This window comes from Micromonospora sp. NPDC047644 (assembly GCF_040704315.1).
In the GTDB taxonomy this organism is placed as follows: domain Bacteria; phylum Actinomycetota; class Actinomycetes; order Mycobacteriales; family Micromonosporaceae; genus Micromonospora.
This window is the reverse complement of the sequence record NZ_JBEYSY010000003.1, coordinates 279,018-305,632: the sequence shown is the minus strand read 5'-3', so window position 1 is coordinate 305,632 and position 26,615 is coordinate 279,018. Positions and strand designations below refer to the sequence as shown.

Sequence of the window (26,615 nt, the reverse complement as noted above, 5' to 3'; positions counted from 1 at the left end):
CGTCGGAGGTTCTGGCGGTTGGAGATCGGGGTGGTGGCTCGTCGCGGACGGTGTGGGTGCGCCGCGACGAGCCACCGCCGGCTGGCAGGGGCTAGGTGTGCTGGCAGAGCAAAAGTCGCAGGGCAGTCGCCGCTTGGGCGGGGACGACGCCGTTGCCGAGGACCCGCAGTGCGGCGGTGCGGGGCAACCCGAGGGTGCGGTCGGTAACCCAGTGCTCGGGCAGGCCCATGAGCCACTCCACGAACGGCGGCGCGAGGACCGGCTTGCCGTGCCGGCCGGTTTGCGTGGGTTCGGGCGCGGGGCGGCCGAGCAGCAACTCCCAGCGGGCGACGGCCGGGGCATAGCCGCCCCACCGCTGCTCGTCGGGCTGCCCGAGGGCGGCGATGGTGGTGCGCAGGTCCGGGCCGCCGTCGCCGTGGCGCCCGGGGCCGCGCCCATCGGACGCGCGCGGGGTTGGCAGGATCCGGGCCGGGACCCGCACCGCCGCGGAGGGGAGGGTGAGGTCTCCGTGCGAGCCGCGCTGCCCTGGGCAGCCCTTCTCGCCGTCGGTGGCCCTGGGGGTGGGCAGCAGCACCTGAGACAGCGGGGGCCGGAACCCGGCGCCCGCGCGTCGTCCGGGCGTGCCGGTGTCACTCGCTCTCGGTGTGGGCAGCAACCGTTCGGCGTCGGTGTGCGCGTGCTGAACGGTGCGCTCCGCGGTGGTGGGTAGGAAGCCGTGCGTGGATCCCGACGGTTCGATGAGGTCGGGCAGGCCGTGCTGGTGGCCGGGGCCTTTGCCGTCACGGGCGCACGGTGTCGGCAGCGTCCGCACCTCCGCCCCGCTGTGCGCTGGGTGTGGCCAGCAGAAACAGCCGGTCGCGGCGGTGGGCGGCGCCGACGTCGGACGCGCGTAGGCATAGCCAGCTCGTGTCGTACCCGATCGCGGCCAGGTCAGCTTCGACGACGTCGAATCCTCGCCGCAGGAGGGCGGCGACGTTCTCCACGAACACGAGCGGCGGTCGAAGGACGCGAACGGCGTCGGCGATCGAACTCCACAGGCTGGAGTGCGTCCCGGTGATGCCGGCGCGTTTGCCGGCGTTGGAAATGTCCTGGCACGGGAACCCGGCGGTAAGGACGTCGACGGGCTCGACGCGGGTCCAGTCGACGGTGCGGATGTCGCCGAGGTTGGGCACGCCGGGCCAGTGATGCTCGCAGACGGTGCGGGCGTGCCGATCGGTCTCGGCGTACCAGGTGAGCTGGCCGCCGAGCACCAGCTCGACGGCCAGGTCGAGGCCGCCGTAGCCGGTGCACAGCGATCCGATGCGGGGGGCGGTGGTGTGGGCACTGCTCACGTCACCTCCCCGCGCCCGGCGTCGCCTGTCACCGGCTCACCGTTCGGGCAGGACCAGGGGCCACAGCCAGGCGCGTCTTCGGGTTGGGAACGGGGGCGCAGCTGTACCTCGTCAAGCGGTACTCGCTGCCGGTGCAGGAAGAACTGGCCGCGCAAGGGGTGTCCGTCGGCGGTGGCCCGGGCGGAGCCGTTGCGGATGGACCGGTCGAAGGCGACGGCGTCGGCCCACTCCTGCGGGCTGTGCTCACGCAGGGCGAACCAGAAGCCGTCGTCGTGGAACGGGCAGCCCACGCACGACGACTTCGGGGTGTCCGCGAGGCCGTGCTCGGCCAGGAAGCGCAGGCAGTCGGTGCGCCGCCAACCGACGTCGAGCAGCGGGTGCACGTTGTGCATGTAGGCGACGTCGGAGTCGCGGGCCCGACCGATCTCGTCGAGGCTGATCCCGATCGCGACCTCCGCCCGGACCCCTGCCGGGACGCGCCTCGGGTGGGGGTAGCCCAGCCGGCGCCGCACCTCAGCCTTGATGGGTTTGATCTTGTATTCGGAGGTGCACTGCCGGCGGGCCATCCCCCGCTCACCGTTCGGGCCGAGAGTGAACAGGGGCATGGAGGCGAACCGGTGGCGTGGGTCGAGCGCGTCAGCTCGGATGTCACCGGCGCTGACGCGCACCACTGCGATTCCGGCCCGCTCGGCGATGCCGGTCAGGCGGTCCAGGTGCCGGTAGACCACAGTCGGCTCCCAGCCGGTGTCGGCGAAGATCGCCGCCTCGAACCCGGGGATCGCGCCTTGGGCGGCGAGCAGCAGGAGTGTGGAGCTCTGCACGCCGGCGCCCAGGGACAGGTAGCGGTAAGTGGGTGGGCTCATGCGACCACCCCGGATCCGCCCTCAGGCGTGCGCGTCTTGGCGAAGATCAGAACGTCTTCGTGAGCGATAAGGTGCATCGGCACCCCGGACGAGCGGGCCTTGCGGACCTGTTGGAGTTGGAAGAACGACGGCCGGGCGACGAGGTGCCCGTCACGGACGGCGGCGAGGAGGGCGACGCACCGCTCGGTCGGCACGAGTCCGGCACGTAGGCCAGCGGCGATGACGGCGCTGGGCAGGTCGACCAGCTCGCCGCGCTTGCGCCACGGGCGGGCGGTGACCACAACGGCGCCGCCGGGTCGTAGCAGGGTGGCGCAGCCGCGCAGGATCTCCGCGAAGCCGTCGGTGAGACCGGTCAGGTCGCGGTAGGCGAGATTGCCCTTGTCCTCGCCGTCGTTGTACCGGTCGTCGTACTTGACGACCCCGTCCGCGCCGGGGCGGACGAGGCCATGGACGGTCGGCCCGTACGGCGGTGAGGTGACCACGAGCGCCACCTGCCCGGTGAGGGCCTTCGGCACCAGGGACATCAGCCGGGTCGCGTCGCCGCGGATGACCGATGCGCATCCGGTGGCGCCCTGGTCGTGGGCGTGGCGGATGTTGGCGTCGGCGATGTTTGACCACTGCGGCTCGTATTCGATGCCGAAGGCGTCGCGGCCGGCGTGGACGGCCTCGACCAGGGTGGTGCCGATGCCGCACATCGGGTCCAGGACCAGATCGCCGGGCTCGGTGTAGGCGGCGATCGCGTGGGCGGCGATCGCGGGCAACATCCGGGCGGGATGCTTGACCGATTCCGGCACGTACCGGCCGCGGCGCTGGACGGGGCCGGTCGACTGGGCGGTAGCCCAGACGGACAGGCCGTCGGCGGCGACGTGGCGGCAGTCTTCGTACTCGCCAGCCAGGCCCGGGTAGTCCTCGTTGCCGGCGGGGCCGTTGGTGTCCGGCCTTTGGGGGTCGAACTGTCCGGTGGTGTGCTCAGGCACGGCGCTCACCGCCGTCGCGACCACGGCGCCGTCCCGCTCCGGCGGCAGAAGCCGGGTGTGGGATGAAGACCATCAGGTCGGCGTGCACCCGCACGTGGGCGACCGACCACTGCTCGGGGTTGGCGTGGGCCAGGGTGAGCAGTTCCTCGTCGGTGCCGTGGTAGTAGACGAACTGGTCACCGCCGGTATCGGCCTCGACGGCGACGATGTGCTGCAGGTAGCCCAGTCCCGCCGCGGAGGCGGCGGCCACAAGCGGCCCGAAGTCCTCCGGCGTGGGCTGCCTGCCGGCGGGGACGCCGACGACGAGGACGAGGCAGCCGCCGGGGCGCAGCAACCGCCCGCCGGCGGCGAGGAGCCAGGCGAGGCGGACCCGGGCCGTCGTGCCCGCCTCGTGCAGCGGCCAGCAGGCGACCAGCAGGCTGGTGGCCGCGTCCAGCGCGCCGCCGTCGGGCGGCCTGACGACTGCGGCGTCGGCACCGGGCAGGTCGGGGTCGGTGAGGTCGTCGCCGAACCAGTCGACCAACTCGGGCGGGTCCTGCACGTCGCCGGCCTCCGGCTCGCCGGGCGCGGTAAGTGGGTTGGTTGCGGTCGTGGGCGCCGGCGAGCCGGCGGTGGCGGGCCCGATGATCAGACTGGAGCTGTCGGTGAACCAGGCGCGGTGGTGCTGGCGACGACCCTGGGCGCAGATCGGTGCGAGGACGTGGTCGGTGGTGAGGTCGACCACCGCCTCCCCGGGCCGGCTGTAGGCCGCGACGAGGCGGTAGGCCAGACGGGTAGGCAGGCTGGAGTGCGGGTCGGCGCCGGTACGGGCGGTGCGCCAGACCGTGATCGGTACCGGCGGGTCGCCGGCGATCATGTCGATGAGGGTGGAGTCGGCCGGCTCGCTGTGCTCGGCCGGTTGGTGCGGGTACGGCGTGTGCTCGCTCATGTGCTGTCGGCTCCGCGCCGCGCCGTGAAGCGCTGACATCCCCAAATCGGGTTTTGTGAGCCTCAGCGAACACTCGCCGAACCCACAGCCGCTCACCGCGCGCGACCCGGCATCGACTTGTTCCGCTTTTCGTGGTCCTGTCTGATGCGTGGGACGTGGCGGCAGCCATCGGCAGAAGCGCTACCTCGACGGGACCGACTTCGTCCCTACTCACTTCTGTCAGTGACGCTGGCTTACTGACAGAAAGGCACTGACCGTGCCGACGCCGGCCGGCGAGAACGCCCCTGGCGTCGACGTCGACCGGCACTGTGAGAGGTCGCCGAGCGTTCTGTGTGCGATGCCGTTGTCATGGGCGCGGCGCCGCTTGTCACCGGGTCGGGATGTCGAGCGGTGACAACCTGCCCGGGACTTGTCACAGGTACGTCCGCAGCCCGCGCGGGGCCCGTCCCCGGCGAGCGGGTGACAGGGGCGCTGTGAGCCGACCCCGGTTGTCACAGGAGAACAGGTGGGTCCCCTGTGCGGTCGTCCGCGCCGTCTCGCGGGTCGCGGACTGAGCCCGTGCCAACACCCTCGAGCCGCGCGGCCACAGGCACTGTCAGGGTGTCACAGGGCAGGTCAACCGACCTTTGTCAGACCCTCGGCCAACGATCAGCGGTGATGGCGCGCGGGCGGGCGGGCCACTGACAGAGCCCCGGGGTCGAGGGCGACGGACAGCGCCCTGGGCAGCTCTGTCAGTTCGGTGTGAGCCCTCTGTGGCGCAATCGATGCCACCGATCGCCGTGACCACGCCGGCGACGGCATTCGCATCCCTTCGGTGTCACAGGAGTGTTGACATGAGCGCGTCCGACCCGACGATCTGGCCAGCATCGGCCCTCGACGCGGCGGCGACCACCTACGCCGCGCTGACCTGCGAGCCCGCGCCGCTGGCCCTCAATTGCACGGCATTCTTCTCCGACGCGCGTCTGCCGCAGCCGGTGATGCCGCTGCCCGCGCTGCGGGACTGGCTGTTGCGCCACCCCCGCGCTTACACGGCGCGTGACGAGGTATGGCGGGAGCTGATCCGACGCGCCCGCCTCGACGGGCCACACTGGGTCATCGCCGCGGTCGGCATGGCGATGCCGGCGCTACAGCAATACGCGGCGCAGCTGTGCGAGGGCTACACCGGCGACCCCGCGGATATCGACGCCGAGATCCTGACCGGGTTCCTGACCGCGCTTCGCGACCGGGCGGACCTGACCAAACCCGCGCCGTACGCGAGCCTGTGCAAGGCGGCGTGGCGAGCCGGACGGGACCAGCGGCTGCAGCAGCGTGAGTACCTGCCGGTGCAGGACATCGAGCACCTCGTTGCCGGCTCCCGCACCCCGCCGGTGCCGTACGGGCATCCGGACCTCCTGGTCCGCCGCGCGGTGACCCTCGGGATCCTCGACCCCGAGGACGAGCAGCCCTACATCGACGTGCGGCTCGGTCGCCGGGCGATCGAGCCCATAGCCGCGAGCAATGGCGTCAGCGTCGACGCCCTGCGCATGCGGCTGTCCCGCATCGACAGCCGCATCGTCGAGGCTCTCGCGGACGGGCTGCTGACCGGGGTCGCGTCGCCGGAGACTACGGCGCGACTGCGGCAGCAGGCCGAGCAGCGCGGCCGTCGCCGCGCGGGACGCGCCGCGGCCGCCCATCGCGAAGCCACCCGGCAGCACTCCGCGGCGGCCGCCTGACGGCCACCCCGGCACGGCTGTGGCCCGACGGTGCACGTCGGGCCACAGCCGTGCCCGCGTGCCGAGCACCCGTATCCAGTAGGGAGCTTGCTCCTAAGGCACCGCGCTGCGCTGGCAGCAGAGCGACGAGAGAACCGGTGCGGGACTGCCAGTCCGACCTGCCCCGCCGTTACGTCCTGCCGCCCGGGCGCCGCTCGGCCGTGTCCTCCGCTCCGACGATCACAACCTGTCCGCCAGCGTCTGTAGCACCGGAGCGGGCGAACCGACGCTGCCGTGTCAAGAGCTGTGAGCGCCAGCGGCACTCGCAGCGCCGACAGAAAGCCCGTCTTGGTCCGGCTGTGAGTCTTCGCCCGTGGGCCGCGCTGTCGGCGGTGAAAGATCCTGACCTGTGCTGTGAGCCGTGCCCGGACCGGGGTGAGCGCGGCAAGTGTTCGCCAGGGCTCACGAATCCCGGTTTGGGGGTGCGGGACTTTCAGCGAGCTGTACCGCTCGCCGGTCCCGCCCGCCGCCGGGCGACACGAGTAGCCGCGATCCGCGCGCCTCGGGTGCCGCGCCAGTTGATGCGCTGACACCACATTGATGACCGCAAACCACCCATGAGGGAGGACCAGCTCCTCTCGGGGCTCACGCGGTTCCCGCATTGCTCTCGTGCGCCCGGCGGCGGTCCCACCTGACCGCTTCGAGCAATCGCCGCCCCGGTCACGCGTCTTCGTGATCGGCGGCGGCGGGAGGAGAAACCGCCATGTCCCGCACTCCACAGCACACTCTCCGAACACCGCGAGTCGTTCGTCTCACCCTCCGTGCGGCCGTCCCGCTGGTCGGCGTCGGCCTGTCACTGGCCGTCCCGGCCGCCGCGTATGCCGATCCGAGCGCCGCCGTCTACCTGACGGCGAACTCCCTGCCGGTGGTGATCGCCAACCTGCAGGCCTGGGTCATGGGCATCCTTGCCGCCGTCGCGACCCTCTTCCTCGTTCTGGCCGGCGTTTACTGGGCCACCGCCGGTGGTGACCCGTCGCAGGTCGAGAAGGCCAAGCTCGCCCTGCGCAACGCGTTGCTCGGCTACGGCCTGGCCGTCCTCGCACCGATCTTGCTGCAGGTCGTCCGGGGCATCGTGGGGGGCTGACCTCATGGGATGGGTCCTCGACCAGGTTCTTGATTGGCTCACCGCGGCGATCCTGGCCTGCCTCAACGCGATCTTCGACCTGATCACCGGCATTCTGCTCACCGCCCCGAAGGTCACCGTGCTGCCGCAGGTGCAGGCGCTCACCGGCCGGTCGGTCTGGATCGTGGACTCCGTCTTCGTGTTGGCGTTCGTCGCCGCCGGCGTGCTCGTCATGGTCGCCGGCGGCGACGAACAGTCCCGGTACACGGTCAAGGACCTCCTCCCGCGGCTGGTCGTCGGGTTCACCGCCGCGCACTTCTCCCAGTTGGCCTGCGACCAGCTCATCGATGTGGCCAACGCCCTGACCGCGGCGATCAGCGAGGGCGGCTACGACGGCGACGGCGCGTTCACCGCGATCCGCACCCACCTCGCGGCGGCACAGGACCGCGCCGTCCCGCTGTTGTTCCTCATCCTGATCCTGCTCATCACCGTTCTGGTCGTGACGGCTGCGTTTCAGCTGATCGGCCGGTTCGTGGCGCTGCTGGTGATGACGAGCATCGCGCCGCTGGCGCTGGCCTGCCACGCGCTGCCGCAGACCGACGGTCTCGCCCGGCTGTGGTGGCGCGCCTACGCCGGATGCCTGGCGATCCCCGTGGCGCAGGCGTTCTTCCTCACCGCGGGGCAGCAGACACTGCTCGACCCGGCGACCATGCTGCCCGTGTTCGGACTGCCCGTCGACCCGGGCGGCACGCTGAACCTCCTGGTCGTGGTGGTGCTGCTGTGGACCACCGTCAAGATCCCCACACTGTTGGCCCGCTGGGCGGGCCAGACCGGACGCGGCACAAGCACCATGCTCGGCGCGGTCGTCCGCGTCGTCGTGGTGCAACAGCTCGCCCGCACCGTCCCCGGCCTGAACACCCTTCGGAGGACCATCAGATGACCCGGCCTGATCCCGAAGCGCCGTTGAGGGCACGGATGCCCTCCGACGTCGACGCCCCCGACAAGGTCGCCTACGGGCTGACGTTCCACCAGCTGGCAATCATCGCCACCGGCGCGCTTGTGTTCTACGCCGCATGGCGCACACTGCACGGCGTCGTGCCGGCGCCGGTGTTCATCGGTGCTGGTGTGGTCCTCGGCGGGCTGCTTATCGGCCTGGCGCTCGGCCGACGTGACGGCCTGTCCATGGACGTGTGGCTGCTGCACGCGATCCGCCACACCCGCACCCCCCGGTCACTGTCCACCGCCACCGTCGCGGCGCACACCGGGACGCCGGATTGGGTCGAGACCCCCACCAGCGGCCGGATGCCGCTGCCGGCGCCGTTGCGGCTGCCCGCCGACGCCATCGACGACGACGGGGAGATCAGTCTCGGTGGCACGCGGGCGGCGATCGTCGGCACCACCACGGTGAACCTCGCGCTGCGCACGCCCGCAGAGCAGACGGCCCTGATCGAGGGGTGGGGGCGGTGGCTCAACAGCCTGTCGACACCGACGCAGATCGTCGTGTCCGCGCAACCGGTTGACCTGGCCTCCCACAGCCGGGCCCTCGCCACCGGCGCGGACGCCCAGCCGCATCCACGGCTGCGCGCGGCGTGCGCCGACCACGCCGAGTTTCTCGGCGACCTCGCCGCCCGCCGGGACCCGCTGCGCCGGCAGGTCCTGGTCGTCACCCGCTCGCCGGCCGGCGAGCGGGCGCATGCCGCGCGGCGGCGAGCCGAGGACACGGTGCGGGCGTTGGCCGGCCTCGGCGTCAGTCCGCGGGTGCTGGACGGCTCGGCGGTCACCGCCGCCCTGGCCGGCGCCGCCGACCCGTACCGCCCGCCGTGTCCCGGCGGCCTGGCCGCACCCGACGCCGTCATCACCGCCGCCGCCCCCACCCGCAAAACAAGGAGCCAACCATGATCAGGAACAGACGACCCGGCGACGACGGCGCACCGCCGCGGCCGGGCTCACTGGCATCGGCGGTCACGCCGGCCACCGTTGAGGTCACACCCCGGTGGCTGCGCGTGGGCGACGGCTTCGCCGCCACCCTCGTGGTGACCGGATACCCGGCCGAGGTGGGCCCGGCGTGGCTGGAGCCGCTGCTGTCCTGGCCGGGCCGGCTCGACCTCGCATTGCACATCGAGCCGCTGCCGGCCCCGATCGCCGCCGACCGGCTCCGCAAACAACGAGCACGGCTGGAGTCCTCCCGACGCGCCGACTCCGAACGCGGCAAGCTCGCCGACCCCTACGTCGATGCCGCCGCCCACGACGCCGGTGACCTAGCCGAGCGGCTGGCCCGAGGCGCGGCGAAGCTGTTCCGCGTCGGCCTGTACCTGACCGTGCACGCCCGCACCGAAGACGAACTACTGCAGGCGTGCGCGCAGGTCCGGGCCGCCGCCGCGTCCACCCTTCTCGAAGTGCAGCCCGCGACGTGGCGGCAGCTTTCCGGCTGGACCACCACCCTGCCCCTCGCGACGGATGGGCTGCGGATGCCGCGCACGATGGACACCCAGGCGCTCGCGGCCGCGTTTCCGCTGTCGAGCCCGGACCTGCCCGCGCCGCTGCCCGGCGACCCGCCGGCCACCGGCGGTGTCCTCTACGGGATCAACCCCGCCAGTTCGGGGATTGTCTGGTGGGACCGCTGGACGCAGGAGAACCACAACTCGATCGTCCTGGCCCGCTCCGGGGCTGGGAAGTCGTACTTCGTGAAGCTGGAGATCCTGCGCAACCTCTACCAGGGTGTGCAGGTCGCGGTGGTGGACCCCGAGGACGAGTACCTGCGACTGGCCGACGCGGTCGGCGGCAGCATCGTCCGGTTGGGCCTGCCCGGCGTGAAGATCAACCCCCTGGACCTGCCAGTCGGCGACCGGCGTCCCGACACGCTGACCCGCCGCGCCCTGTTCCTGCACACCCTGGTCAGCGTGCTCCTCGGGCACCAGCCGCCACCGGCGGAGCGCGCCGCGCTGGACCGGGCCATCCTCGCCGTCTACCGGGCCGCCGGGATCACCGCCGACCCGGCCACGCACCACCGGCCCGCGCCGCTGTTACGCGACCTGGCCGCCACGCTGCGCGCCGACGACGACCCGGCCGCCGCGACGCTGGCCGCCCGGCTCGCGCCGTGGGTGCAGGGCAGCTTCGCCGACCTGTTCGACGCACCCACCACCCAGGCACCGGTCGGACACCTGGTCGTGTGGTCGCTGCGGCATCTGCCCGACGAACTGCGCACCGTCGGCACCCTGCTCGCGCTGGACTCGATCTGGCGCACCGTCGACGCCCCGCAACGCCCGTCGCGGCGGCGGCTCGTGGTGGTCGACGAGGCGTGGCTGCTGATGCGCGACGGCGAAGGCGCCCGCTTCCTGTTCCGCATGTCGAAGGCAGCACGCAAGCGCAACGCCGGGCTGACGGTCATCACCCAGGACGCCGCCGACGTGCTGAGCACCGACCTCGGCCAGGCGGTGGTGTCCAACGCCTCCACCCAGGTGTTGCTGCGGCAGGCGCCGCAGGCCATTGACGCCGTCGGCGAGGCGTTCGGGCTCACCGACGGTGAACGGCGGCTGCTGCTGGCGGCCCGCCGTGGCCAAGGGCTGCTGATCTCCGGGGCGAGCAGGACCAGCTTCGAGTCGATCGCCTCCGACGCGGAGCACGCCTTGTGCACTACTGATCCGGTCGAGCTGGCCGACCTCGACGAGGAGGAGGGCGATCTATGACACCACCGACCGAAGCCCTCAGCTCCGCGCTCCTGTCACCGACATCGGCGCCCGGCCCCACCATCGGGCCGGGCGCCGGCCCCATTCCGCCCCCCACTGGAGCAGCGGCTGCGCTGGTTGACGCGGCCGTGTGGGCCACACAGCGGCCGTGGCTGGCGGCTGTCGCCGCTGGCGGGCTGATCGGGTGGATCGCGGTCCGCAACCTGGTCGAGATCGGGCGGCACCGCCACCACGCCCGCGGCGCGCGCCTCGTGACGATCGCACCGCCGCCGGAAGTCGACCCGCACAGCGCACCAGCGTTGTGGGCGAACCTGGCCGGCGTGCTGACCCCGTCCCGGCGGCGGCGCCTGCTGCACGGCGCCCCGCACGTCGTGTGGCAGTACACGTGGTCCGGCCGGCAACTGCTCATCTCGATCTGGGTTCCCGGCACCGTTCCACCGGGGGCGGTCGAGGCCGCGGTGCGGGCGGCGTGGCCCAGCTCGGCCACCACCACCGACGACAACCCCCCGCCGCCGATCCCCCTGGACGCGCACCCCGCGGCTGGTGGACACCTGCTGCCCGTGTACGCGGAGTGGCTGCCGCTGGCCACCGACCACGACACTGACCCGCTGCGCCCGCTGATGGCCGCCGGCGCTCAGCTCACACCCCGCGAGTACGCCTGCGTGCAGATCCTCGCCCGCCCGGCCACACCCCGACGGGTAATGCGGGCCCGCCGCGCGGCCGGGCGGCTCCGGGCCGGCACCACCGCCGTACCGGCGATCAACCCGGCCGCGCCGCTGCTCTGGCTACTGGACGCGTTCCTGCCCGGCAGCGGTAGCACCGCCCGTACTACGGCGCCCGCGTCCCGTCGGGATCCCACCGTCGAGCGCGACGTCCGGGCGATCCTCGACAAGACAGCACACCCGCTGTGGCAGACCGGCATCCGCTACGCCGTCGCCACCACCAACCAGCGCCCCGGCGCCGACCCGACCGCCCGGCTGCGGGGCATCGCGGACACCCTCGCCTCGGCGTTCGCCATCCACACCGGTCGCAACCGGCTCAGCCACCGCGCCCGGATGCGAGCACCGGTGGCCGTCCTCGCCGCCCGCCGCCTCGGACCCGGATTCCTCACCTCCGCCCCGGAACTCGCCGCTCTCGCCGCCCTGCCGCAAGACCTCGCCGTGCCCGGCCTCGGCCGGGCGCGGGCCGCGTCCATGCCCGCACCGGTCGCCGTCCCCGGCGGCGGGCGTGGGGTGAAGATGCTCGGCGACGCCGAAATCGGCGGCCACAGTGTCGGGCTGTCGGTGGCGGACGCGAGGTATCACCTGCATGTGATCGGTTCCACGGGCTCCGGCAAGACCACCCTGCTGGTCAACATGGCCCTCGACGACATCAAAGCCGGCCGCGGCACCGTCGTCATCGACCCGCACGGCGACCTCGTCCTGGACATCCTCGACCGGCTCCCCGCTACCGTCGCCGACCGCGTCGTGCTCTTCGACCCCGACCAGGACAACCCGCCGACGCTCAACCCCCTCGAAGGCGACGACCCCGACCTGGTCGTCGACAACCTCGTGTCGATCTTCGGGAACATCTTCGCCAAGGCGTGGGGACCGCGGATGGACGACGTCATGCGGGTGGCCTGCCTGACCCTGCTGCGCCACAACAACGTCACCCTGCAACACATCCCCCCGCTGCTCAACAGCCCCCAGTTCCGCTCGGCGATGACGGTGGACCTGGACGACCCGGCCGGGCTCAGCGGCTTCTGGCAGTGGTACGACAGCCTCAACGACAGCCTCCGCTCACAGGTCATCGGACCGGTCCTCGCCCGGCTGCGCGCGTTCCTGCTGCGCGACTTCGTCAAACGCACCATGCGCTACCCCAAATCGAGCTTCGACATGGGCCGGATCCTCGACGGCGGGGTGCTGCTCGTCCGCATCCCCAAGGGCGTGCTCGGCGAGGACACCAGCCGGCTGCTCGGCTCCCTGATCCTCGCGCAGGTGTGGCAGGCCACCACCGCCCGCGCCGGCGTCGACCCTGACCGGCGCCGCGACGCGACCCTGATCATCGACGAAGCCCAGAACTTCCTGACCCTGGCCAACTCCCTCGACACGATGCTCGCCGAAGCCCGCAAGTACCGGCTGTCGCTCGTGCTCGCCCACCAGGACCTGGCCCAGTTCCCCCGCGACCTACTCGCCGCCGCGTCGGCCAACGCCCGCAACAAGATCTATTTCACCGTGGCGCCGGAAGACGCGAAGGTGCTGTCCCGGCACACCCTGCCGGAACTGGGTGAGCACGACCTCGCCCACCTCGACGCGTACACCGCCGCCGCGCGGCTGGTCGTCAACGGCCGCCAGACCCCGGCATTCACGATGAAGACCCGCCCGCCGAAACCGATCGTCGGCGAAGCGACCGCCATTCGCCGGGCCGCCGCCGCGGCGGTACCGAGCCAGGACACCAGCGCTGTCGACGACCTCGTCGAACGACTCAGCCGCAGACCCGAACAGCGTCGCTCCCGTCCGAAGATTGATCGGAGCTAACTGTCTCTGTCAGACGGTGGCGTCACCCGGGTCCCGCACCGGCTCATCACCGGGCTCGCCGCCGGTGACCGCCGAGCATCCGCAGCACAGCTCTGACCTGTGCCGTCAGTGCCGCACACGGCCCTGACAGGCCCTCCGCACCGACCCCCCTCATTCCAGACACCCCTCCCGATCGAGAGGGGAACCCATCCTGCCCAGGAGCGACCGTCGTGTACTCCCGTGTACCCCCCGCCTCCCGCAACCCCGATCCCCTCGCCGTCTTCAGTCGCATCGTTCCCCGCGACCACGCCCTCCTGACCCTGCTCGCCGAGCACTACCTGCTGTCCACCGACCAGATCACCAGCGCCTTCTTCGACACCCGGCGCACCGCCCAACGGCGGCTGACGATCCTGCACCGCCTCGACGTGCTGCACCGATTCGGCCGCAGCGGCGCCCACGGCCGGTACGGGTCGCTGCTCTACACCCTCGGCCCCGTCGGACTGCAGCTACACCCCACCGCTTTCCACGATCCCACCGGCACCGGCGGCAAGGCACCACGCAGCTCCCTGGAGCGGGCCAAGCGGATCGCCGCCAGCGGCCAGGTCAATCACCTGCTCGGCGTCAACCAGTTCTTCACCGACCTCATCGCCACCGCCCGCCAGACGCCCGACGCCCGGCTGTCGCGCTGGTGGTCCGAGCAGCACGCCACCACCGTCTACGCCCAGGCCGGCATCCGCCCTGACGGGCACGGCGTGTGGACTGTCGGCGCTACCTCGACCGGCTTCTTCCTCGAGCACGACAACGACACTGAGAACCTCGCCCGGGTCGTGGCCAAGCTGCGCGGCTACGAACGCCTCACCACCTTCGGCCCCCGCTACCCCGTGCTGTTCTGGGTCCCCAGCGGGCGCCGCGAGGCCAGCCTCCTCGCAGTGCTCGCCGGGCTGCGCACCGCCAGCCCGATCGCCACCGCCGTCCACGGCCCCGACCCCGCCGGCAGAGTCTGGACCCTCGTCTCGGACCCCACCCACCGGCGGTACCTGCACGAGCTGCCCTGCGACCACGGGCCCGACACGATCACCAACCCGCGGCGCTTCGACCTGTAGAAGTCACACCGCAGGCCAGCGCGCCGACACCCTGCCAGAGTGAGCACCTCCGGCAGGCCGACTACCGTCGCCGACGTCTGTCAGCGAACAAGATCGCCTGTGAGAGTCGTGAAGGCTCACAGCGTCTGCGCCGATGAGGGCTCCGCCACGAGACGGAATGGCTCACAGCGCAGGTCAATCCCACTCTGCGGCGATCAACTCGTCGGATCGGTCTGACAGAACAGGCCGCTACCGTTCACGGCACTAACGCCCCCTCATATATCTCCACCCCGGTCCGGTCCCACCTCGGAACCACCGCCGCACCTACCGGTGCGCCTCGCCCACCCGCCCCCGCCGGGGCCGGTCGGCGCCGCGCCGCGCGGCGACCCCAGGTCGCACCGCACCAACCCGCACCAAACCTCTCCCGCAACCGACCCACGCACCCAGTGGGCCGGTCATCTCCGCGCGCCCTGATGCGCCCATTCACAAGGAGGACCACTCATGCCCAAGAACTCGACCCGGAAGGCCACCGAGCCTGCTGTAACACCGACGGCGACGATCCGCACCATGATCGTCTGCGTGCCGGGCGACCTGCCCCGCGAGTCCCTGACCGCACACCACCTTGACCGCAACTTCGGCGTGCAGGGCACGCTGTCGCCCCGCTTCTGGGCCAGCCCCGCCCTGCACCTGTGGCAGCGCAGCCAGATGTTCGCACTGCGCAAGGGTCGCCCGGCCTACTGCGCAGGCGGACCAGCGCGGCTGCTCGACCTGACCGGCATGCGCCACGCCGCCGGTGTCGGGGCGGGCATCCGCCATCAGGTGTTCAGCCGCGCCGTGCACGGCACCCGCAATGCCACTGCGTGGCATGTCTATGAGGCCCGCCACCTGGCGGACCCGCAGCAGTACCCGTGGGACACGGCCGTGGCGGACTTCACCCATCAGCCCCGTGTCAACGCCATCCGGATGCACAACGCCGCCAGCTACGGCGCCGGGCAGATCCGTCTCAGCGAACTGGAGATGTACCAGGCCGGCTGTATGGCCTACCAGCACCACAGTGCCCTGACCGCCCTGGCGGGCGACGCGCTGATCACCGCCGAAGGGGCGAAGCTGGCTCCGGCCAGCGACGCCATGGCCGACCGGGTGACCTACCTCGAACAGGCCAACCGGCTGCTCGACGCCATCGATCCCGACCAGCGACTGCTCGCGGTCACGCTCTGACGGAGCCGGCCAAGAAGGAGACACACCCGACGGGCCCGTCATCGGTCCTGCTCCACAAGGTCAGCGCCTGCGTCCCGCGCCGCAGTGCCGCCGCTAGCCGTTCACGCGTACCTCATCGCGCAGCTTCGGGTTCCCCGCACGCACTGACCCACCGCCCCGCTCACCATCCCGGCGACCGGCTCACGGCGTCGGCAGAAACCCCGCGAGCCGCCGCATCTCGCCCCCGGCATGCCAGCCGCCCCCTGGCAGGGGCGGTGATGCGCTGTCGGCCGGCGAGACGGCCGCCCTTTCCCTCTTGCGCGTGAGCCGGCGAGCGCCGGCACCAACCCCTCGCACCTCACCGAGCCGTCGGCGACCAAGCCCTGGTCGCCGTCATCACCCTGCCTGAAGGGACACCCTCCATGATTCAACTTCCGGTCTGCCCCGTCTGCGACGAGCCGGTGGCAGACCAACCCGCGACGCACTGGACCAACGCCTACCGCGGGGGCATGCCGTGGTGGCATCTGGCGGACAACAGCCCCATCTGCGCGGCTGTCGACGGGCAACGCTCCCAGCCTGCCCTGGTCGTCGACCCGCTTCCGGTCGACAGTGAGACCAACACCTGGCTCGACGAGATGAGCCGCCTGTTCGCCGTCGACGGTCCCTACGACCCCGCCCGACTGGGCAGCGCCATCACCGCCGCCGAGCACCTCAGCCGCTGGTTGCACACGGCCACCGGACCGTTGAGCGCGCTGCTCACCCTGCCGGCACCCTCCGACGTCGCGTCCCTGATCGGGCACCTGCATCGAAGCACTCGGCTGCTCGCCCGGGTGCACGCACAGATCGGGTCCTATCTCCTCGACCAGGCCCGCCAGGCACACCTCGCCAGCCTCGATGACAGCGAGGTCATCGACGGCGCCGACGACGCCCCCGCATGGTTGCAGGACGCGGCCGACTGGCTCGCCCAGTCGGCGCAGGCGTCAGGGGTCGCTTGGTCCAACGCCCGCAAGGTCGCGGCCGCCAGACACCTCGGCGCCTCCTCCACCGCCCACGGCACCGACCACCAGGAGGGCCAGCGGTGACGACGCCTTACTACACGCCGCCTCAGGGCAGCACCGCCGTTTTCTCCGGCCGGTGGCTGCGCTACGAACCGGTCCCTAGCTTCCACCGCTACCACAAGGGATACCTCGCGACGGTGACCGGTTGGTGGAACGGCAGCTTCGAACTCGCCCTCGACCACGAGGCCGTGACCGCCCTTACCCAGACGTTCACCGCGATGGCCACCTACGTCGGCAGCGATTGGCGCACTGTCGGCTTCGACGGGCACACCCTCACCATCGCCCGTCCAGTCTCCCTCGGCGGCGGCGTCCACCTCGCAGAGCCCACCGGCGGGCGGTACCGGATCGGCTGGGGCCTGCCGTGGCTACCGGTCGACCCGAGCCGCTGCGACCACGTCTTCGGCCAGCCATAGCCGCACCGTTCCATCAGCTCGGGCCTGGCAGGCGCCCAGCGTCGATGGCATCCCGAGATGCGGTCACCGCACTTGATCACGAGGCGCTGTCGAAGCGTGGATCAGTGCACGACACACCGGCAGACGCAACAGCCCTCACAGGGAGGACCCATGGACAACACGACCCAGACCGCGACGGCCAGCGCCCTCGACAAGGTCGCCGCAGCTCTGGCAGAACTTGGCCAGGACACGGCCGCCGTGATCGCGCAGCGCGCTGGCGTCGGCTACTCGACGGCCACCAAACGACTTCGCGCCCTGGCAGCGGCAGGCCAGGCCGAATCGTTGCGCGCCGACGACGGCCCCACGCTCTGGCGGCACCTGCCGAACACAGCGACCAGCACCGACAGCGGCGACCCGCCGGCGACCACGAACGAGGCCAGGCGCGACCCGCTCCCCGCGGTGGCGGACGACGACGCCGACGAGGCTCACGGTACGGGCGACGCCCCCGGGCCGGCAGAGGAGGCGGACACCGCCATGGTGGCGGGACCGGGCGACGAGTCGACCAGTCTCCAGCCGGACGACGACCGCCGGCCAACGCCCGACGGCGTCGCGGGTCGGCCAGCCCGACAGGACCCACCCGCCAACCCGAACAACGTCCCTGACGCACCGACCACCACGCACGCGGAGGCCGGCGAGGCTTCCCCGGCCGACGCCGAGAATCCGGGCGCAGCCGACGGGGCTGGTCAGGCAGACTCCGGGCCCCGTCTGGCCCCCGCGAGCAGCGACGGAACCGGTGCGTCCAGCAGCCCATTCGAGGCTCCGAGCGCGTCAGGTGGCGGGAAGCCGCGCCGGTCCAAGGGCAGCCTGCGCGGGGCCATCCTGGACGTGCTCGAAGCCCATCCCGGGCAGCCGTTCAAGACCAGCGAGCTGTGTAAGGCCGTCGACCTGGCGAACGAGGGCACCGACTCGGCCAAGGCCAGCGCGGGCGCGGTCGTCAACGCCGTGCACAAGCTCGTCACCGACGGTGTCGCCGTTCAGGTCGTCGAGAAGCCGGCGACGTTTCAACTCGCCCCGGCAACCACCTAGCAGACCCGTTACCGCTGGTAGCCCGGGGCGGGCGTCGAACTTGGCGGAACCACGCCCGCCCCGGTGCTCCTTAACCACGAAGGAGCGACGTCAAGTGTGTCACCTGAGCTCTTACCTCACGGCGGCCGGCGGAGTCCTCGCTGGTCTCGCCGTCGCCGCCGCACTGCTCGCCCGGCAGCGGCACATCATTCACCATCAGCAGCGGGCGTTGGCTGCCCGCGACCGTGACCGGTCTTACTGGCACCGGCTGGCCACACACAACGACACCACCGACCTGCCGAACCGGCGGTCCCTGTGGACCCACCTCGAGGCCACGTTCTCGCTAGGGGAACCGCTCGGGCTCGTCCTCATCGACCTGGACCGGTTCAAGCAGGTCAACGACACCTACGGCCACGAGCACGGCAACGACCTGCTGCGCGAGGTCGGACGCCGCCTGAGGGCCCTCGGGCCGTCGGTGGCCCTGGCCGCGCATCTCGCCGGCGACGAGTTCGCCGTCGTCGTGCACGGCGACGACGGCGAGGTCGAGACCGTCGCGGAGGCCGCCCACCGGCGCATCTCGGAGCTCCCGTACGAGATCGCCGGGCAGGAGGTGATCGTCACCGCCAGCGTCGGCTACGCCCTAACCGAGCCGGACATGCTACCCCGCGACCTCCTGCACGCCGCCGACCAGGCCATGTACCTGGCTAAACGCCAGCGCAGCGGCGTCCGCGCCCACGACCCGGACCACGCCACACCGCCGGGAATCGTCCGCCGCTACCGCGACCTGCGGTAACCGGCCCCTGGCACCAACCACACCACGTCCCCGCACCCCAGAAGCCCCGCAGGCCATTCGGCCTGCGGGGCTTCGCGTACGTCAGGAGCCGAATCCTCGTGATGTCCTTCCACGCCGTTCACACCCTGACCGAGTGCCTGCTGCACATTGAGGCCAACGCCGACCTGCTCGGCTGGGGCCGCCCGCCGCTCCTGCTACTCGTCCAGGACCGGCCGGCCCCAACCGCACCGCACGGCACGAAACGCCAGATGCGCGCCGTGCACCTACCGCTCAACGACACCCGCATGGGCCGCTACCGCGCCGGACTCGCCGACCTCCTACCGGACCTCACCACCGCACTCGACATCAACCAGCCGGTCGCCCGGCCCACCCTCGCGGCCTGCGTCGACGTCGGCCTGATCACGGACCTTCTCACCGATCCCACCCCCGGACTCCGCCTGCTGGCCTGGGCCGTCTGCTACGAGGACGTCCTCGTCGACTCCAACAACCTGCACGAGATCCGCCGCGTTGACGCGGTCGACGCCGACCGCCGCGACTACCGGGTAACGAGGCTGCGGGGCGAAGCGCACCCCGTGGTCCGCGTCGACGACCACGTCGAGCACGACGCACCGGCAACTCGCCGCGCACTGACGCGTCTCGTCCAGACCACCAGCAGGCCCGGCCTAATCACGCCGACAGCCCCTTGGCGGCCGCAGACGCCACGCCGGCAGCACGGGTCCTGACCTCACCCGCGCGCCTCACCCCGAAGCCCTACGGCACCACCCCAGGCAGACGACTTGACCTTAATCGATAGGGACGCGTCGATCAGTCAGGTCATTGTCCGGGGCTGCCATCAGGCACAACACGACCGACCCTCACCCGGACGGTGGCCCCTGCCCCACTCCCCGACGGAAGGTCACCCGCCATGTCTGACCGCAGCCGAACCCGACCGTCTCACCGCGCCGTCCTCCCCCGTGACGTCACCGACCCCCTGCTGTGGCGGCTGGCCGTGGACGTCCTCACCGCCCACCAACCCAGGCCCGGCAACCGGTGCGTCAACCTGCAGTGCGCCGACCAGAGCGGGCCGTGTTCGGCCGCCAGGCAGGCACAACGGGCGATGCGCGCCGCGCGAGCCACACCACCGCCACAGCCATCACCCGTCCGTGAACCCACACCACAACGGCCGGCCCCCGAGTCCCTCGGATTCGTCGGCTGGTTCGCCAACGGTCTCGCCGCCGCTGCCACGCACCTACTGCCGCGGGTCCCGCATCGGTTGCCCCGCCGCGTCCCCGGCGCGGCCCTGACCACCGCCTACGCCGCGTAGCGGCAGCCCTGACGCAACGACCAACTCCGCCCAACCCCCGACTGGGGGCCCACGACCTTCGACCGCGTGGCCCACCACGGCCGCGCGGTCGTCGCCGTACCCGAACACACCACGACGACGAGGAGACATGACCCGTGGGCACCATCTGCTACGTCAGCGCCATCGATCCCGCCCAGCCGAGCATCGTCCACGCCCGCTACGTCCACTTCGACGGCTACCCCCTGGCGCTCATCGCGCAGCTACGTCGCATCTGGGCCACCACCGCCCGCCGCGACACTCACGCCCTCATCGAGGCGGTCCTCGGCCACGACTGGTACTACCTCGGATCCGACGTCACCCCAGACACCCGGTCGTTCCCCCACCAGCACCCCGTCGGCGGTGTGGGCGTGACGTTCGACGACACAGAGCCGGAGCCCGCCACCGTCTTCCCACTCAGCCGCGCGGCCGACCTCGACGCCTCGTGGATCTACGTGATCAGCCCGGCCGACGACACCGTCACCGTGCACACCGGCGACGGCGATCCGGTCGGTGTCCACCGCCTTGGCTAGCCGGCAACGAGGAGGACCAGTCATGCCCGCTCACGCCTCTCCCCTCGTCCGGCGCCACTGCACGCCCTACCGCGAGCCCGACCTCACCTATTCCCTCGGCTGCTGGGGGCCGACGTGACGCTTCGATCTCTGGTGTCAGTCGCGGTGGCGCTCGTCGCCGTGTTCATCCTCTGCGCCGGCGGGCTCAGCGGATTCCTCGCCGGCGGCTCGGCCACCACCGGATGCGCCCCCATGGTCACCACTCCCGCGTCCACGTCAGACAGCACGGCGCCACCAACCGGGCCGCCGGTCCTGTGGCCGGCGATCGGTGACTGGGACAGCGACCAGGTCGGCAACGCCGCCGCGATCGTCACCACCGGCGCTCGCCACGGGCTGCCAGCGCGCGGCTGGGTGATCGCGGTCGCCACCGCCATGCAGGAGAGCAGCCTGCGGAACCTGCCCGGCGGCGACCGCGACTCGGTCGGGTTGTTCCAGCAGCGCCCCAGCCAAGGGTGGGGCACCCCCGCCCAGCTCCAGGACCCCGACTACGCGTCGGAGAAGTTCTTCGACAAGCTGACCACGATCCGCGGCTGGCAGGCGATGCCGCTCACCGAGGCCGCCCAGGGCGTGCAGGTCAGCGCCTTCCCCGACGCCTACGCGACATGGGAGGAACCGGCCACGCAGCTGGTCACCGCGATCGCCGACACCACGGGCTTACCCACCGACGGTTTGGCCGGGTGCGGGGCCACCGGTCCGTGGACGCAGCCGGTCCTCGCCCCTGTCGGGTCGGGCTTCCGTAGCGCGGACCGGCCCGGTCACGACGGCGTCGACCTCAGCGCCTCGCGCGGCACCACCATCCGCGCCGCGTCCGCCGGGACCGTCCGCACCGTCCGCTGCAACGCCGTCCACGCCGACACCGGCGCCGATTGGGGCTGCGACCGCGACGGCCACCCCAACCTCACGCGCGGGTGCGGCTGGTACGTCGACATCGACCACCCCGCCGGCCTGCTCACCCGCTACTGCCACATGGACCAACCCCCGCTGGTGACGGTCGGGCAGCCGGTCGCCGCCGGGCAGCCCATCGGCGTCGTCGGCTCCACCGGCCACAGCTCCGGCCCGCACCTGCACTACGAGGTGCACCACCACGGCGATGCGAGTCCGAACGGCGCGATCGACCCGGTGCCCTTCATGGCCGCGCAGAACGCCCCGCTCAGGCGGGCAGACGGTGATGAGGCACTGATCAGGGGCGGTCGTGCAGGAACCATGCGTCGCCTCGGGTAAGGGCGATCGCGAGTTGCCACTGTTCGCATTGCACGCTGCCACCGACGGCCATCTGTTGCCCGGCGAGCTCCCACGCCTGCGGGCCGGGCTGCGGCCGGCGTTGCGCGGTGAGCTGCAGCATGGTTCCCCAGGCGGCGATGAGGGCACCGCCCCACCGCTGATCCCATTGCCACATGGCCGCTGCCAACGCTGGAATGCCGTTGTCGAGGGCGGCTCCGAAGTAGGGCACCCAGGCGGGGGCCAGCCATTGCGACGTCGTGGGCAGCAGCACCAGCTGCACCTCGAGCCAGGTATGCCATCTGCTCGTGCCGACGAGGTATTCGTGCCCATTGAAGGCTCGGGAGGCGAGCTTCGGGTCGGCGAGGAGGGTGTCATAGGTCCACCGCTGCAGCGCTGTCGAGGTCGTGGGTAGGGCCAGCTGCTCGAGTGCCGAGGCGACCATGTCGTCACCCAGAAACGCCCGAACATAGCGTTCCACGTCTGCGTGGTCCTGGGCGTCCTCGCGGCCGTATCGCTGATACACCGACCACGGATCTAGCGTCCGTGCCATCCGGTCCAGGTCGGCGAGCTCATCAGCATCTGGTTCGTGGTCGAGGTCGCCCGGCAGCGTGAAGACGGGCCAGCGACCGGTAGCCGGCATGGCCGCATGAGCAGCCCGCCAGGCGTCGAGTAGCCGAACGGGATCGACCTGCTCCACCAGGAAGGTGCCGCCGAGGCCTTCGCCCACGCGGTGGCCCTCAAGAGCAGTCCCCCGCAGGGCAGTCGCGATGTCGCCGGCGTCGTCCATCCGTGCAGCCATACGAGCACGGTAGTTCCCTCCACCGACATGCCCGCCTGAGCCGCCACTTCTGTCACCGGTGGCCGCTGGAAGGCACATCGCGCGGTTCGAGTGCTGCGGTCTCCCGCGACGGCCGCGAGCAGTACCGGCGGGTCCATGTCGTCCAAGCATCGGCGGTCGTCCCACCCGGGAGGCCGCGCACCCCCACGTCCTTTGAGGAGATGCACGTGAGTACACCCGTACTGATCGGTGTGGCCGCGTTTCGCGGCAGGTACATCGCACGGTCCATCCAGCTCGGCGAGGCCCCGGAGGTCCTGGTGCCGCTGCTGCGCCGGATCTGGGCCGACACGTTCGGCCGCGACACCGCCGCGATGGCCGCCGCGCTGCTGGCCCGCAACTGGTGGAGCCTCGCGGTCAACCCCAGACCTCGGCGATGGCACCGGCAGCCGCCCGTAGCGGGGCTGGGCTACCCGGCCGTCACCGAGAACAACACCATCCGGCAGGGGTCGCTGCGGGAGGACCTCGACGGGTTCGACGAGTGGATGTACCTGCTGCGCCCCGACCAGCGGCTACTGGTGGTGCACGAGGCGACGGCCCACGGTCGCTGGCTGCGGCACAGCGTCCACCACCTCGACCCGGTCGAGGACCTGTTCGTCACCGCACCCGCCCTCGACGAGGGCGGCCCGGAGATGACCGTGTGCACCGTCTGCGGCGCCGTCGACGAGATCGACCACGTCGAGGTGCCGTCCATGGCCGGCTACGGCCACGACACCGCCACCAGCTGCACCCGCTGCGGCTCCTCGGTCGCCACCGACCCGATGTTCGGCACCCGCATCACCCGCAAGCCCTGGTCACCCCACTCCCCCACGCCGGATGACGCGGAAAGCGGCACCCAATGAGCACGCCCGACCCAATACCACCGCCGCCCATCAGCCGCGTCCCATCAAACCACCGATCGGAGAGCACCATGACCTACCAGCCCGGCCAGCGAGTCGCACTAGTCCACACCAGCGACACGCACACCCAGCTGCGACCCGGCGACACCGGCACCGTCCGCCGTTACGACCAACAGCAGAACATCGTCGAGATCACCTGGGACAGCGGGTCGGCCCTGTCCATGTGCCTCGACGCCGGCGACCGCATCCAACCGGTCACCACCACCCCGCCGCCCGCCGGTGGGCCAGTCGACGAGGCCACCGGATGGGCCGCCGCACTACAGCGGATGCGCGCCGCCGGCACCGACGCCGGCCGCACCGCCGCCGAATGGTGGGCTCAAGACACCATCGGCGCCCAGGCCAACGGCGACACCCGCCTGACCGCGCGCCGGGTCCTCGCCGGCCTCGACGAAGGAGATCCCGCCGTCCTCGACGCCCTACCCCGCTACACCCCGGCTGGAGAGGCGGTCGACACCGCCGGATGGGAACTGTTCGCCGACGCCACCGGCGACACCACGGGCTGGTTCGGGCTGCGCATCCAGCAGCGCGACGAGGCGATGGCCGTCTACCGCGACGCCTTCGACACCGCCGCCACCGACCGGATCGCCGACCTGTGTCACCTCGCGACCAGCCCCACCGGCCGCGACGTATCCCACCTGCGCCCCGAGAGGGTCCGTGTCGGCGACGTCGGCGTGTTCTCCGGCGACTGGGCGCTGACCACCAGCCCGGACGGCGGCGACCGCATCGCGGTCGGGTTCGTCGGCACCCTGATCAACCACTGGAACGGGTGGGCGGTGTTCTCCTGCACCCGTGCAGTGGCCGAGGCGATCGTCGCCGACCAGCAGCGACACCGCGACCAGTACCGCCACAGCCTGCGGAACGAAGGCGTGCCCGAAGACGAACTGGACCGTCGGGTCAACGCCGAACTGGCCGACCTGTCCTTCGACGGCGACGTCATCGTCGCCGACCAGCGCACCATGTCCGACGACCCGGACGCCATCGACCGCATCGCCCCGGACGGCGACGGCAGGTACGTGGTGATGGGCCGCACCTGGTGCTGGGAGGCCGTCGACCCGTACGCCTGCGACCGTATCGCCGGCTCGATCCCCGAACCGCCGCCAGCCACCAATTCCACCGTCTCAGGCAGCAACTCGCAGGAGGCAGCCGATGTTTGATGAGCGTGAGCAGCAGAGGCCTTTGGAGCCGGGCGAGATCGTCCGCGTCGGGCCCACCCTGATCCAAGAGATGGGGGCACACCTGTACGTCGTCATCGACGGCTTCAACGAGCCGCTGTACACCCTTGCTTGCCTCGGCGGCGACGGATACCAGTGGCCTAACGTCGATCGCCGACACATCATTTCCGTGACACCGGAGCGGATCATCCGATCCGGCCATACGGACGAACACACGGTGTATCTCCCCGAATAGCACAGCCACCCCGCCCGCGCACCAGCCGCGGCCTGGCCGCCTCCTCGCCAGCCCGAACAGCCACGGTTCGGCGGGCCGCGGCTCGGACGGCTGACAGCACCAGTGCGACGCGCCCGGAGGCGACTGGGGTCGCGCCGATTGACCGCGACCAGTCCGTCGGCGTCGCCGTGGCCTTCGGGTGCCCGCCCGGTCAGCCGGCCCTTCGCACTCCCGCGTCCGCCCACCAATTCGACTTGATCGATTGCGTTCTGAGGGGTTCCATCGTCGGCGCCGACACCGCCGGCCCTACATCGACGACCCCACGGCACGCACCAGCGGCGACCCGACACGTCGCCGTAAGCCATTGAGCACCACCCCACCGGGGGTGACCGCCTAGCTGCTCGACCCGACGGGCTGGCAGGGGTTGGTCCCACCCGTCTCCGCTGTGCGGTATCCCCCGCCCGCGCCACCGGAGACGGATGCGCGGGCCCAACCCTTGGAATCGAGGCAACCCCATGACCACACCACACACGTCGGTCCCGCCGCCCGGTCCACCACAGAACGACCCATCCCCGGCCGGCACCGCCGAGCCCGCCTCCGGCCGATCCGGCTACCTCTACCGCAAGGTCGCCCTGCACCTAGCCGACCACCCCGACCAGATCTTCAAGGTCGGCGAGATCACCCGGGCGATCGGCGCACCGTCGTCCGGGGCGGTGTTCGAGGCGCTGAAGAAGATGGCCGGTGCCGGGTACGCCATCCACCACCGCGACCCGCACCACCGATTCCAGATCACCCAGGCCGGCGTCGACGCCGCCGGCACCCTCCCACCCGCCGCACCCCGTACCCGCCCCGGCGGCGGTACTGGTGGTGGCCGTCAGTCCCGTCCCGCCCCGGTACCGCGCCCGAACGGGACGCTGTACCACCCGCGGCGGCTCGGGCGGGGCTGGGACGTCGAGGAACTGCGGCGGCTGCGCGCCCAGCAGGTACCGGTGCTGCTGTACGGGCCGCCCGGCACCGGCAAGACCGCCATGGTCGAGGCCGCGTTCCCCGACCTGCTCACCGTCGCCGGCACCGGCGACACCGTCGTCGACGACTTCCTCGGCTCCTACAACCCCATCCCCGGCGGCGGATACGAGTTCATCCACGGGCCCCTCGTCACCGCCATGCGCGACGGGCGGGTGCTGCTGGTCGACGACGCCACCCTCATCCCACCCCGCGTCCTGGCCGTGCTGTACCCAGCCATGGACGGCCGCGGGGTCATCACCATCCCCGCCAACGGCAACGAGACCGTGGAAGCCGTCGACGGGTTCTACATCGTCGCCGGCCACAACCCGGGCGTGCACGGGGCGGTCCTGACCGAGGCCCTGGCCTCCCGGTTCACCGTCCACCTGAACGTCACCACCGACTGGGACCTCGCCCGCCACCTCGGCGTCCCCAAGCAGGTCGTGGCCGCGGCGATCGACCTCAACGCCGACCTCGCCGCCGGCAAGACCGTGTGGGCGCCGCAGCTACGCGAACTGCTCGGCTTCGTCACCGTCCGCGACCACCTGGGCATGGCCGCCGCCCTGGCCAACCTCGCCGGCATCGCCCCCGAGGACGCCCGCGACGACGTCACCGCCGCCCTGTCCCGACACACCGGCACGCCCATCACCGCGCTCGCCCTCGGCAAGCGCTGACCCCATCCGACCCGCTGGCAAGGAGCC

Annotated in this window: 25 protein-coding genes; 19 read left to right on the top strand and 6 right to left on the bottom strand. The window is 71.7% G+C overall.

The genetic code is table 11. The features are described from left to right. Window positions 1-91: 91 nt before the first annotated feature. Genes AB0877_RS07385 through AB0877_RS07365 form a run of 5 tightly spaced genes read right to left on the bottom strand, consistent with a single transcriptional unit; the run spans window position 92 to window position 4,099 of the window. Window positions 92-811 carry a hypothetical protein gene (locus tag AB0877_RS07385; RefSeq protein ID WP_366607526.1) on the bottom strand — a complete coding sequence of 240 codons (720 nt, stop codon included), beginning with the start codon at window positions 809-811 and terminating at the stop codon, window positions 92-94. Continuing rightward, window positions 780-1,331 carry a DNA cytosine methyltransferase gene (locus tag AB0877_RS07380; protein WP_366607524.1) on the bottom strand — a complete coding sequence of 184 codons (552 nt, stop codon included), beginning with the start codon at window positions 1,329-1,331 and terminating at the stop codon, window positions 780-782. The genes AB0877_RS07385 and AB0877_RS07380 overlap by 32 nt, the downstream gene beginning before the upstream one ends. Further along, entirely contained in the window at window positions 1,328-2,194 is an 867-nt protein-coding gene (locus AB0877_RS07375; RefSeq protein ID WP_366607522.1) for a hypothetical protein, read from the bottom strand. Before AB0877_RS07375 ends, AB0877_RS07380 begins: the two co-directional genes overlap by 4 nt. Then, the gene (locus tag AB0877_RS07370) at window positions 2,191-3,180 is read right to left on the bottom strand and encodes a DNA methyltransferase (RefSeq protein WP_366607520.1); all 990 of its coding nucleotides are present in this window, start codon (window positions 3,178-3,180) and stop codon (window positions 2,191-2,193) included. The genes AB0877_RS07375 and AB0877_RS07370 overlap by 4 nt, the downstream gene beginning before the upstream one ends. After that, window positions 3,164-4,099, bottom strand: coding sequence for a hypothetical protein (locus AB0877_RS07365; RefSeq protein WP_366607519.1), 936 nt, complete (start codon window positions 4,097-4,099; stop codon window positions 3,164-3,166). The genes AB0877_RS07370 and AB0877_RS07365 overlap by 17 nt, the downstream gene beginning before the upstream one ends. 833 nt (window positions 4,100-4,932) lie before the next feature. Between AB0877_RS07365 and AB0877_RS07360 the strand changes: the two genes are divergently transcribed. The 15 genes from AB0877_RS07360 to AB0877_RS07290 all read left to right on the top strand — a co-directional run bounded on the left by AB0877_RS07360 (window position 4,933) and on the right by AB0877_RS07290 (window position 21,792). After that, the gene (locus AB0877_RS07360; RefSeq protein ID WP_366607517.1) at window positions 4,933-5,811 is read left to right on the top strand and encodes a hypothetical protein; all 879 of its coding nucleotides are present in this window, start codon (window positions 4,933-4,935) and stop codon (window positions 5,809-5,811) included. Window positions 5,812-6,553: 742 nt separating this feature from the next. Further along, window positions 6,554-6,934 carry a pilin gene (locus tag AB0877_RS07355; RefSeq protein ID WP_366607515.1) on the top strand — a complete coding sequence of 127 codons (381 nt, stop codon included), beginning with the start codon at window positions 6,554-6,556 and terminating at the stop codon, window positions 6,932-6,934. Window positions 6,935-6,938: 4 nt separating this feature from the next. Continuing rightward, window positions 6,939-7,853, top strand: a complete 915-nt coding sequence (locus AB0877_RS07350; RefSeq protein ID WP_366607513.1) for a conjugal transfer protein TrbL family protein — start codon at window positions 6,939-6,941, stop codon at window positions 7,851-7,853. Window positions 7,854-7,888: 35 nt separating this feature from the next. After that, window positions 7,889-8,812, top strand: coding sequence for a PrgI family protein (locus AB0877_RS07345; RefSeq protein ID WP_366607688.1), 924 nt, complete (start codon window positions 7,889-7,891; stop codon window positions 8,810-8,812). Then, the gene (locus tag AB0877_RS07340; RefSeq protein ID WP_366607511.1) at window positions 8,809-10,599 is read left to right on the top strand and encodes a DUF87 domain-containing protein; all 1,791 of its coding nucleotides are present in this window, start codon (window positions 8,809-8,811) and stop codon (window positions 10,597-10,599) included. Before AB0877_RS07345 ends, AB0877_RS07340 begins: the two co-directional genes overlap by 4 nt. Then, window positions 10,596-13,115, top strand: coding sequence for an ATP-binding protein (locus tag AB0877_RS07335; protein ID WP_366607509.1), 2,520 nt, complete (start codon window positions 10,596-10,598; stop codon window positions 13,113-13,115). Before AB0877_RS07340 ends, AB0877_RS07335 begins: the two co-directional genes overlap by 4 nt. Before the next feature lie 209 nt (window positions 13,116-13,324). Next, window positions 13,325-14,197, top strand: coding sequence for a replication-relaxation family protein (locus AB0877_RS07330; protein WP_366607507.1), 873 nt, complete (start codon window positions 13,325-13,327; stop codon window positions 14,195-14,197). A gap of 480 nt (window positions 14,198-14,677) precedes the next feature. Beyond that, window positions 14,678-15,394, top strand: coding sequence for a hypothetical protein (locus AB0877_RS07325; RefSeq protein ID WP_366607505.1), 717 nt, complete (start codon window positions 14,678-14,680; stop codon window positions 15,392-15,394). A gap of 401 nt (window positions 15,395-15,795) precedes the next feature. Continuing rightward, a complete protein-coding gene (locus AB0877_RS07320; RefSeq protein WP_366607503.1) occupies window positions 15,796-16,455 on the top strand; it encodes a hypothetical protein in 660 nt (219 codons plus the stop codon). After that, window positions 16,452-16,844, top strand: a complete 393-nt coding sequence (locus AB0877_RS07315; protein WP_366607501.1) for a hypothetical protein — start codon at window positions 16,452-16,454, stop codon at window positions 16,842-16,844. The genes AB0877_RS07320 and AB0877_RS07315 overlap by 4 nt, the downstream gene beginning before the upstream one ends. Before the next feature lie 150 nt (window positions 16,845-16,994). Further along, window positions 16,995-17,909, top strand: coding sequence for a MarR family transcriptional regulator (locus AB0877_RS07310; protein WP_366607499.1), 915 nt, complete (start codon window positions 16,995-16,997; stop codon window positions 17,907-17,909). Between the two features lie 94 nt (window positions 17,910-18,003). Further along, window positions 18,004-18,681, top strand: coding sequence for a GGDEF domain-containing protein (locus tag AB0877_RS07305; protein WP_366607498.1), 678 nt, complete (start codon window positions 18,004-18,006; stop codon window positions 18,679-18,681). A 101-nt stretch (window positions 18,682-18,782) separates the two neighbouring features. Then, window positions 18,783-19,403 (top strand): hypothetical protein, encoded by a 621-nt coding sequence (locus AB0877_RS07300; protein WP_366607496.1) that lies wholly within the window; start codon window positions 18,783-18,785, stop codon window positions 19,401-19,403. Between the two features lie 715 nt (window positions 19,404-20,118). Next, window positions 20,119-20,532, top strand: coding sequence for a hypothetical protein (locus AB0877_RS07295; RefSeq protein WP_366607494.1), 414 nt, complete (start codon window positions 20,119-20,121; stop codon window positions 20,530-20,532). Between the two features lie 114 nt (window positions 20,533-20,646). Then, window positions 20,647-21,792, top strand: a complete 1,146-nt coding sequence (locus AB0877_RS07290; protein WP_366607492.1) for a M23 family metallopeptidase — start codon at window positions 20,647-20,649, stop codon at window positions 21,790-21,792. On the opposite strand, the gene AB0877_RS07285 is transcribed toward AB0877_RS07290, so the two are convergent. Next, window positions 21,752-22,591: a DUF4253 domain-containing protein gene (locus tag AB0877_RS07285; RefSeq protein ID WP_366607490.1), complete on the bottom strand. Its 840-nt coding sequence runs from the start codon at window positions 22,589-22,591 to the stop codon at window positions 21,752-21,754. The two genes, AB0877_RS07290 and AB0877_RS07285, sit on opposite strands and share 41 nt — an antisense overlap. Before the next feature lie 206 nt (window positions 22,592-22,797). On the opposite strand from AB0877_RS07285, the gene AB0877_RS07280 reads away from it, so the two are divergent. From AB0877_RS07280 to AB0877_RS07265, 4 genes are all read left to right on the top strand, one after another. Continuing rightward, window positions 22,798-23,469, top strand: coding sequence for a hypothetical protein (locus AB0877_RS07280; protein WP_366607488.1), 672 nt, complete (start codon window positions 22,798-22,800; stop codon window positions 23,467-23,469). Between the two features lie 68 nt (window positions 23,470-23,537). Beyond that, complete coding sequence (locus AB0877_RS07275) at window positions 23,538-24,680, top strand: DUF4314 domain-containing protein (RefSeq protein ID WP_366607486.1); 1,143 nt, start codon at window positions 23,538-23,540, stop codon at window positions 24,678-24,680. Continuing rightward, a complete protein-coding gene (locus tag AB0877_RS07270; RefSeq protein ID WP_366607484.1) occupies window positions 24,673-24,933 on the top strand; it encodes a hypothetical protein in 261 nt (86 codons plus the stop codon). Before AB0877_RS07275 ends, AB0877_RS07270 begins: the two co-directional genes overlap by 8 nt. A 494-nt stretch (window positions 24,934-25,427) precedes the next feature. Further along, window positions 25,428-26,588: an AAA family ATPase gene (locus AB0877_RS07265; RefSeq protein ID WP_366607482.1), complete on the top strand. Its 1,161-nt coding sequence runs from the start codon at window positions 25,428-25,430 to the stop codon at window positions 26,586-26,588. Window positions 26,589-26,615 lie beyond the last annotated feature (27 nt).

What these genes read in the sequence shown, in the direction of transcription:
- AB0877_RS07375 (WP_366607522.1), bottom strand. Translation starts at nt 2,194, where the DNA reads ATGAGCCCACCCACTTACCGCTACCTGTCCCTGGGCGCCGGCGTGCAG.
- AB0877_RS07365 (WP_366607519.1), bottom strand. Translation starts at nt 4,099, where the DNA reads ATGAGCGAGCACACGCCGTACCCGCACCAACCGGCCGAGCACAGCGAG.
- AB0877_RS07360 (WP_366607517.1), top strand. Translation starts at nt 4,933, where the DNA reads ATGAGCGCGTCCGACCCGACGATCTGGCCAGCATCGGCCCTCGACGCG.
- AB0877_RS07355 (WP_366607515.1), top strand. Translation starts at nt 6,554, where the DNA reads ATGTCCCGCACTCCACAGCACACTCTCCGAACACCGCGAGTCGTTCGT.
- AB0877_RS07350 (WP_366607513.1), top strand. Translation starts at nt 6,939, where the DNA reads ATGGGATGGGTCCTCGACCAGGTTCTTGATTGGCTCACCGCGGCGATC.
- AB0877_RS07345 (WP_366607688.1), top strand. Translation starts at nt 7,889, where the DNA reads ATGCCCTCCGACGTCGACGCCCCCGACAAGGTCGCCTACGGGCTGACG.
- AB0877_RS07340 (WP_366607511.1), top strand. Translation starts at nt 8,809, where the DNA reads ATGATCAGGAACAGACGACCCGGCGACGACGGCGCACCGCCGCGGCCG.
- AB0877_RS07335 (WP_366607509.1), top strand. Translation starts at nt 10,596, where the DNA reads ATGACACCACCGACCGAAGCCCTCAGCTCCGCGCTCCTGTCACCGACA.
- AB0877_RS07325 (WP_366607505.1), top strand. Translation starts at nt 14,678, where the DNA reads ATGCCCAAGAACTCGACCCGGAAGGCCACCGAGCCTGCTGTAACACCG.
- AB0877_RS07320 (WP_366607503.1), top strand. Translation starts at nt 15,796, where the DNA reads ATGATTCAACTTCCGGTCTGCCCCGTCTGCGACGAGCCGGTGGCAGAC.
- AB0877_RS07310 (WP_366607499.1), top strand. Translation starts at nt 16,995, where the DNA reads ATGGACAACACGACCCAGACCGCGACGGCCAGCGCCCTCGACAAGGTC.
- AB0877_RS07300 (WP_366607496.1), top strand. Translation starts at nt 18,783, where the DNA reads ATGTCCTTCCACGCCGTTCACACCCTGACCGAGTGCCTGCTGCACATT.
- AB0877_RS07285 (WP_366607490.1), bottom strand. Translation starts at nt 22,591, where the DNA reads ATGGCTGCACGGATGGACGACGCCGGCGACATCGCGACTGCCCTGCGG.
- AB0877_RS07275 (WP_366607486.1), top strand. Translation starts at nt 23,538, where the DNA reads ATGACCTACCAGCCCGGCCAGCGAGTCGCACTAGTCCACACCAGCGAC.
- AB0877_RS07270 (WP_366607484.1), top strand. Translation starts at nt 24,673, where the DNA reads ATGTTTGATGAGCGTGAGCAGCAGAGGCCTTTGGAGCCGGGCGAGATC.
- AB0877_RS07265 (WP_366607482.1), top strand. Translation starts at nt 25,428, where the DNA reads ATGACCACACCACACACGTCGGTCCCGCCGCCCGGTCCACCACAGAAC.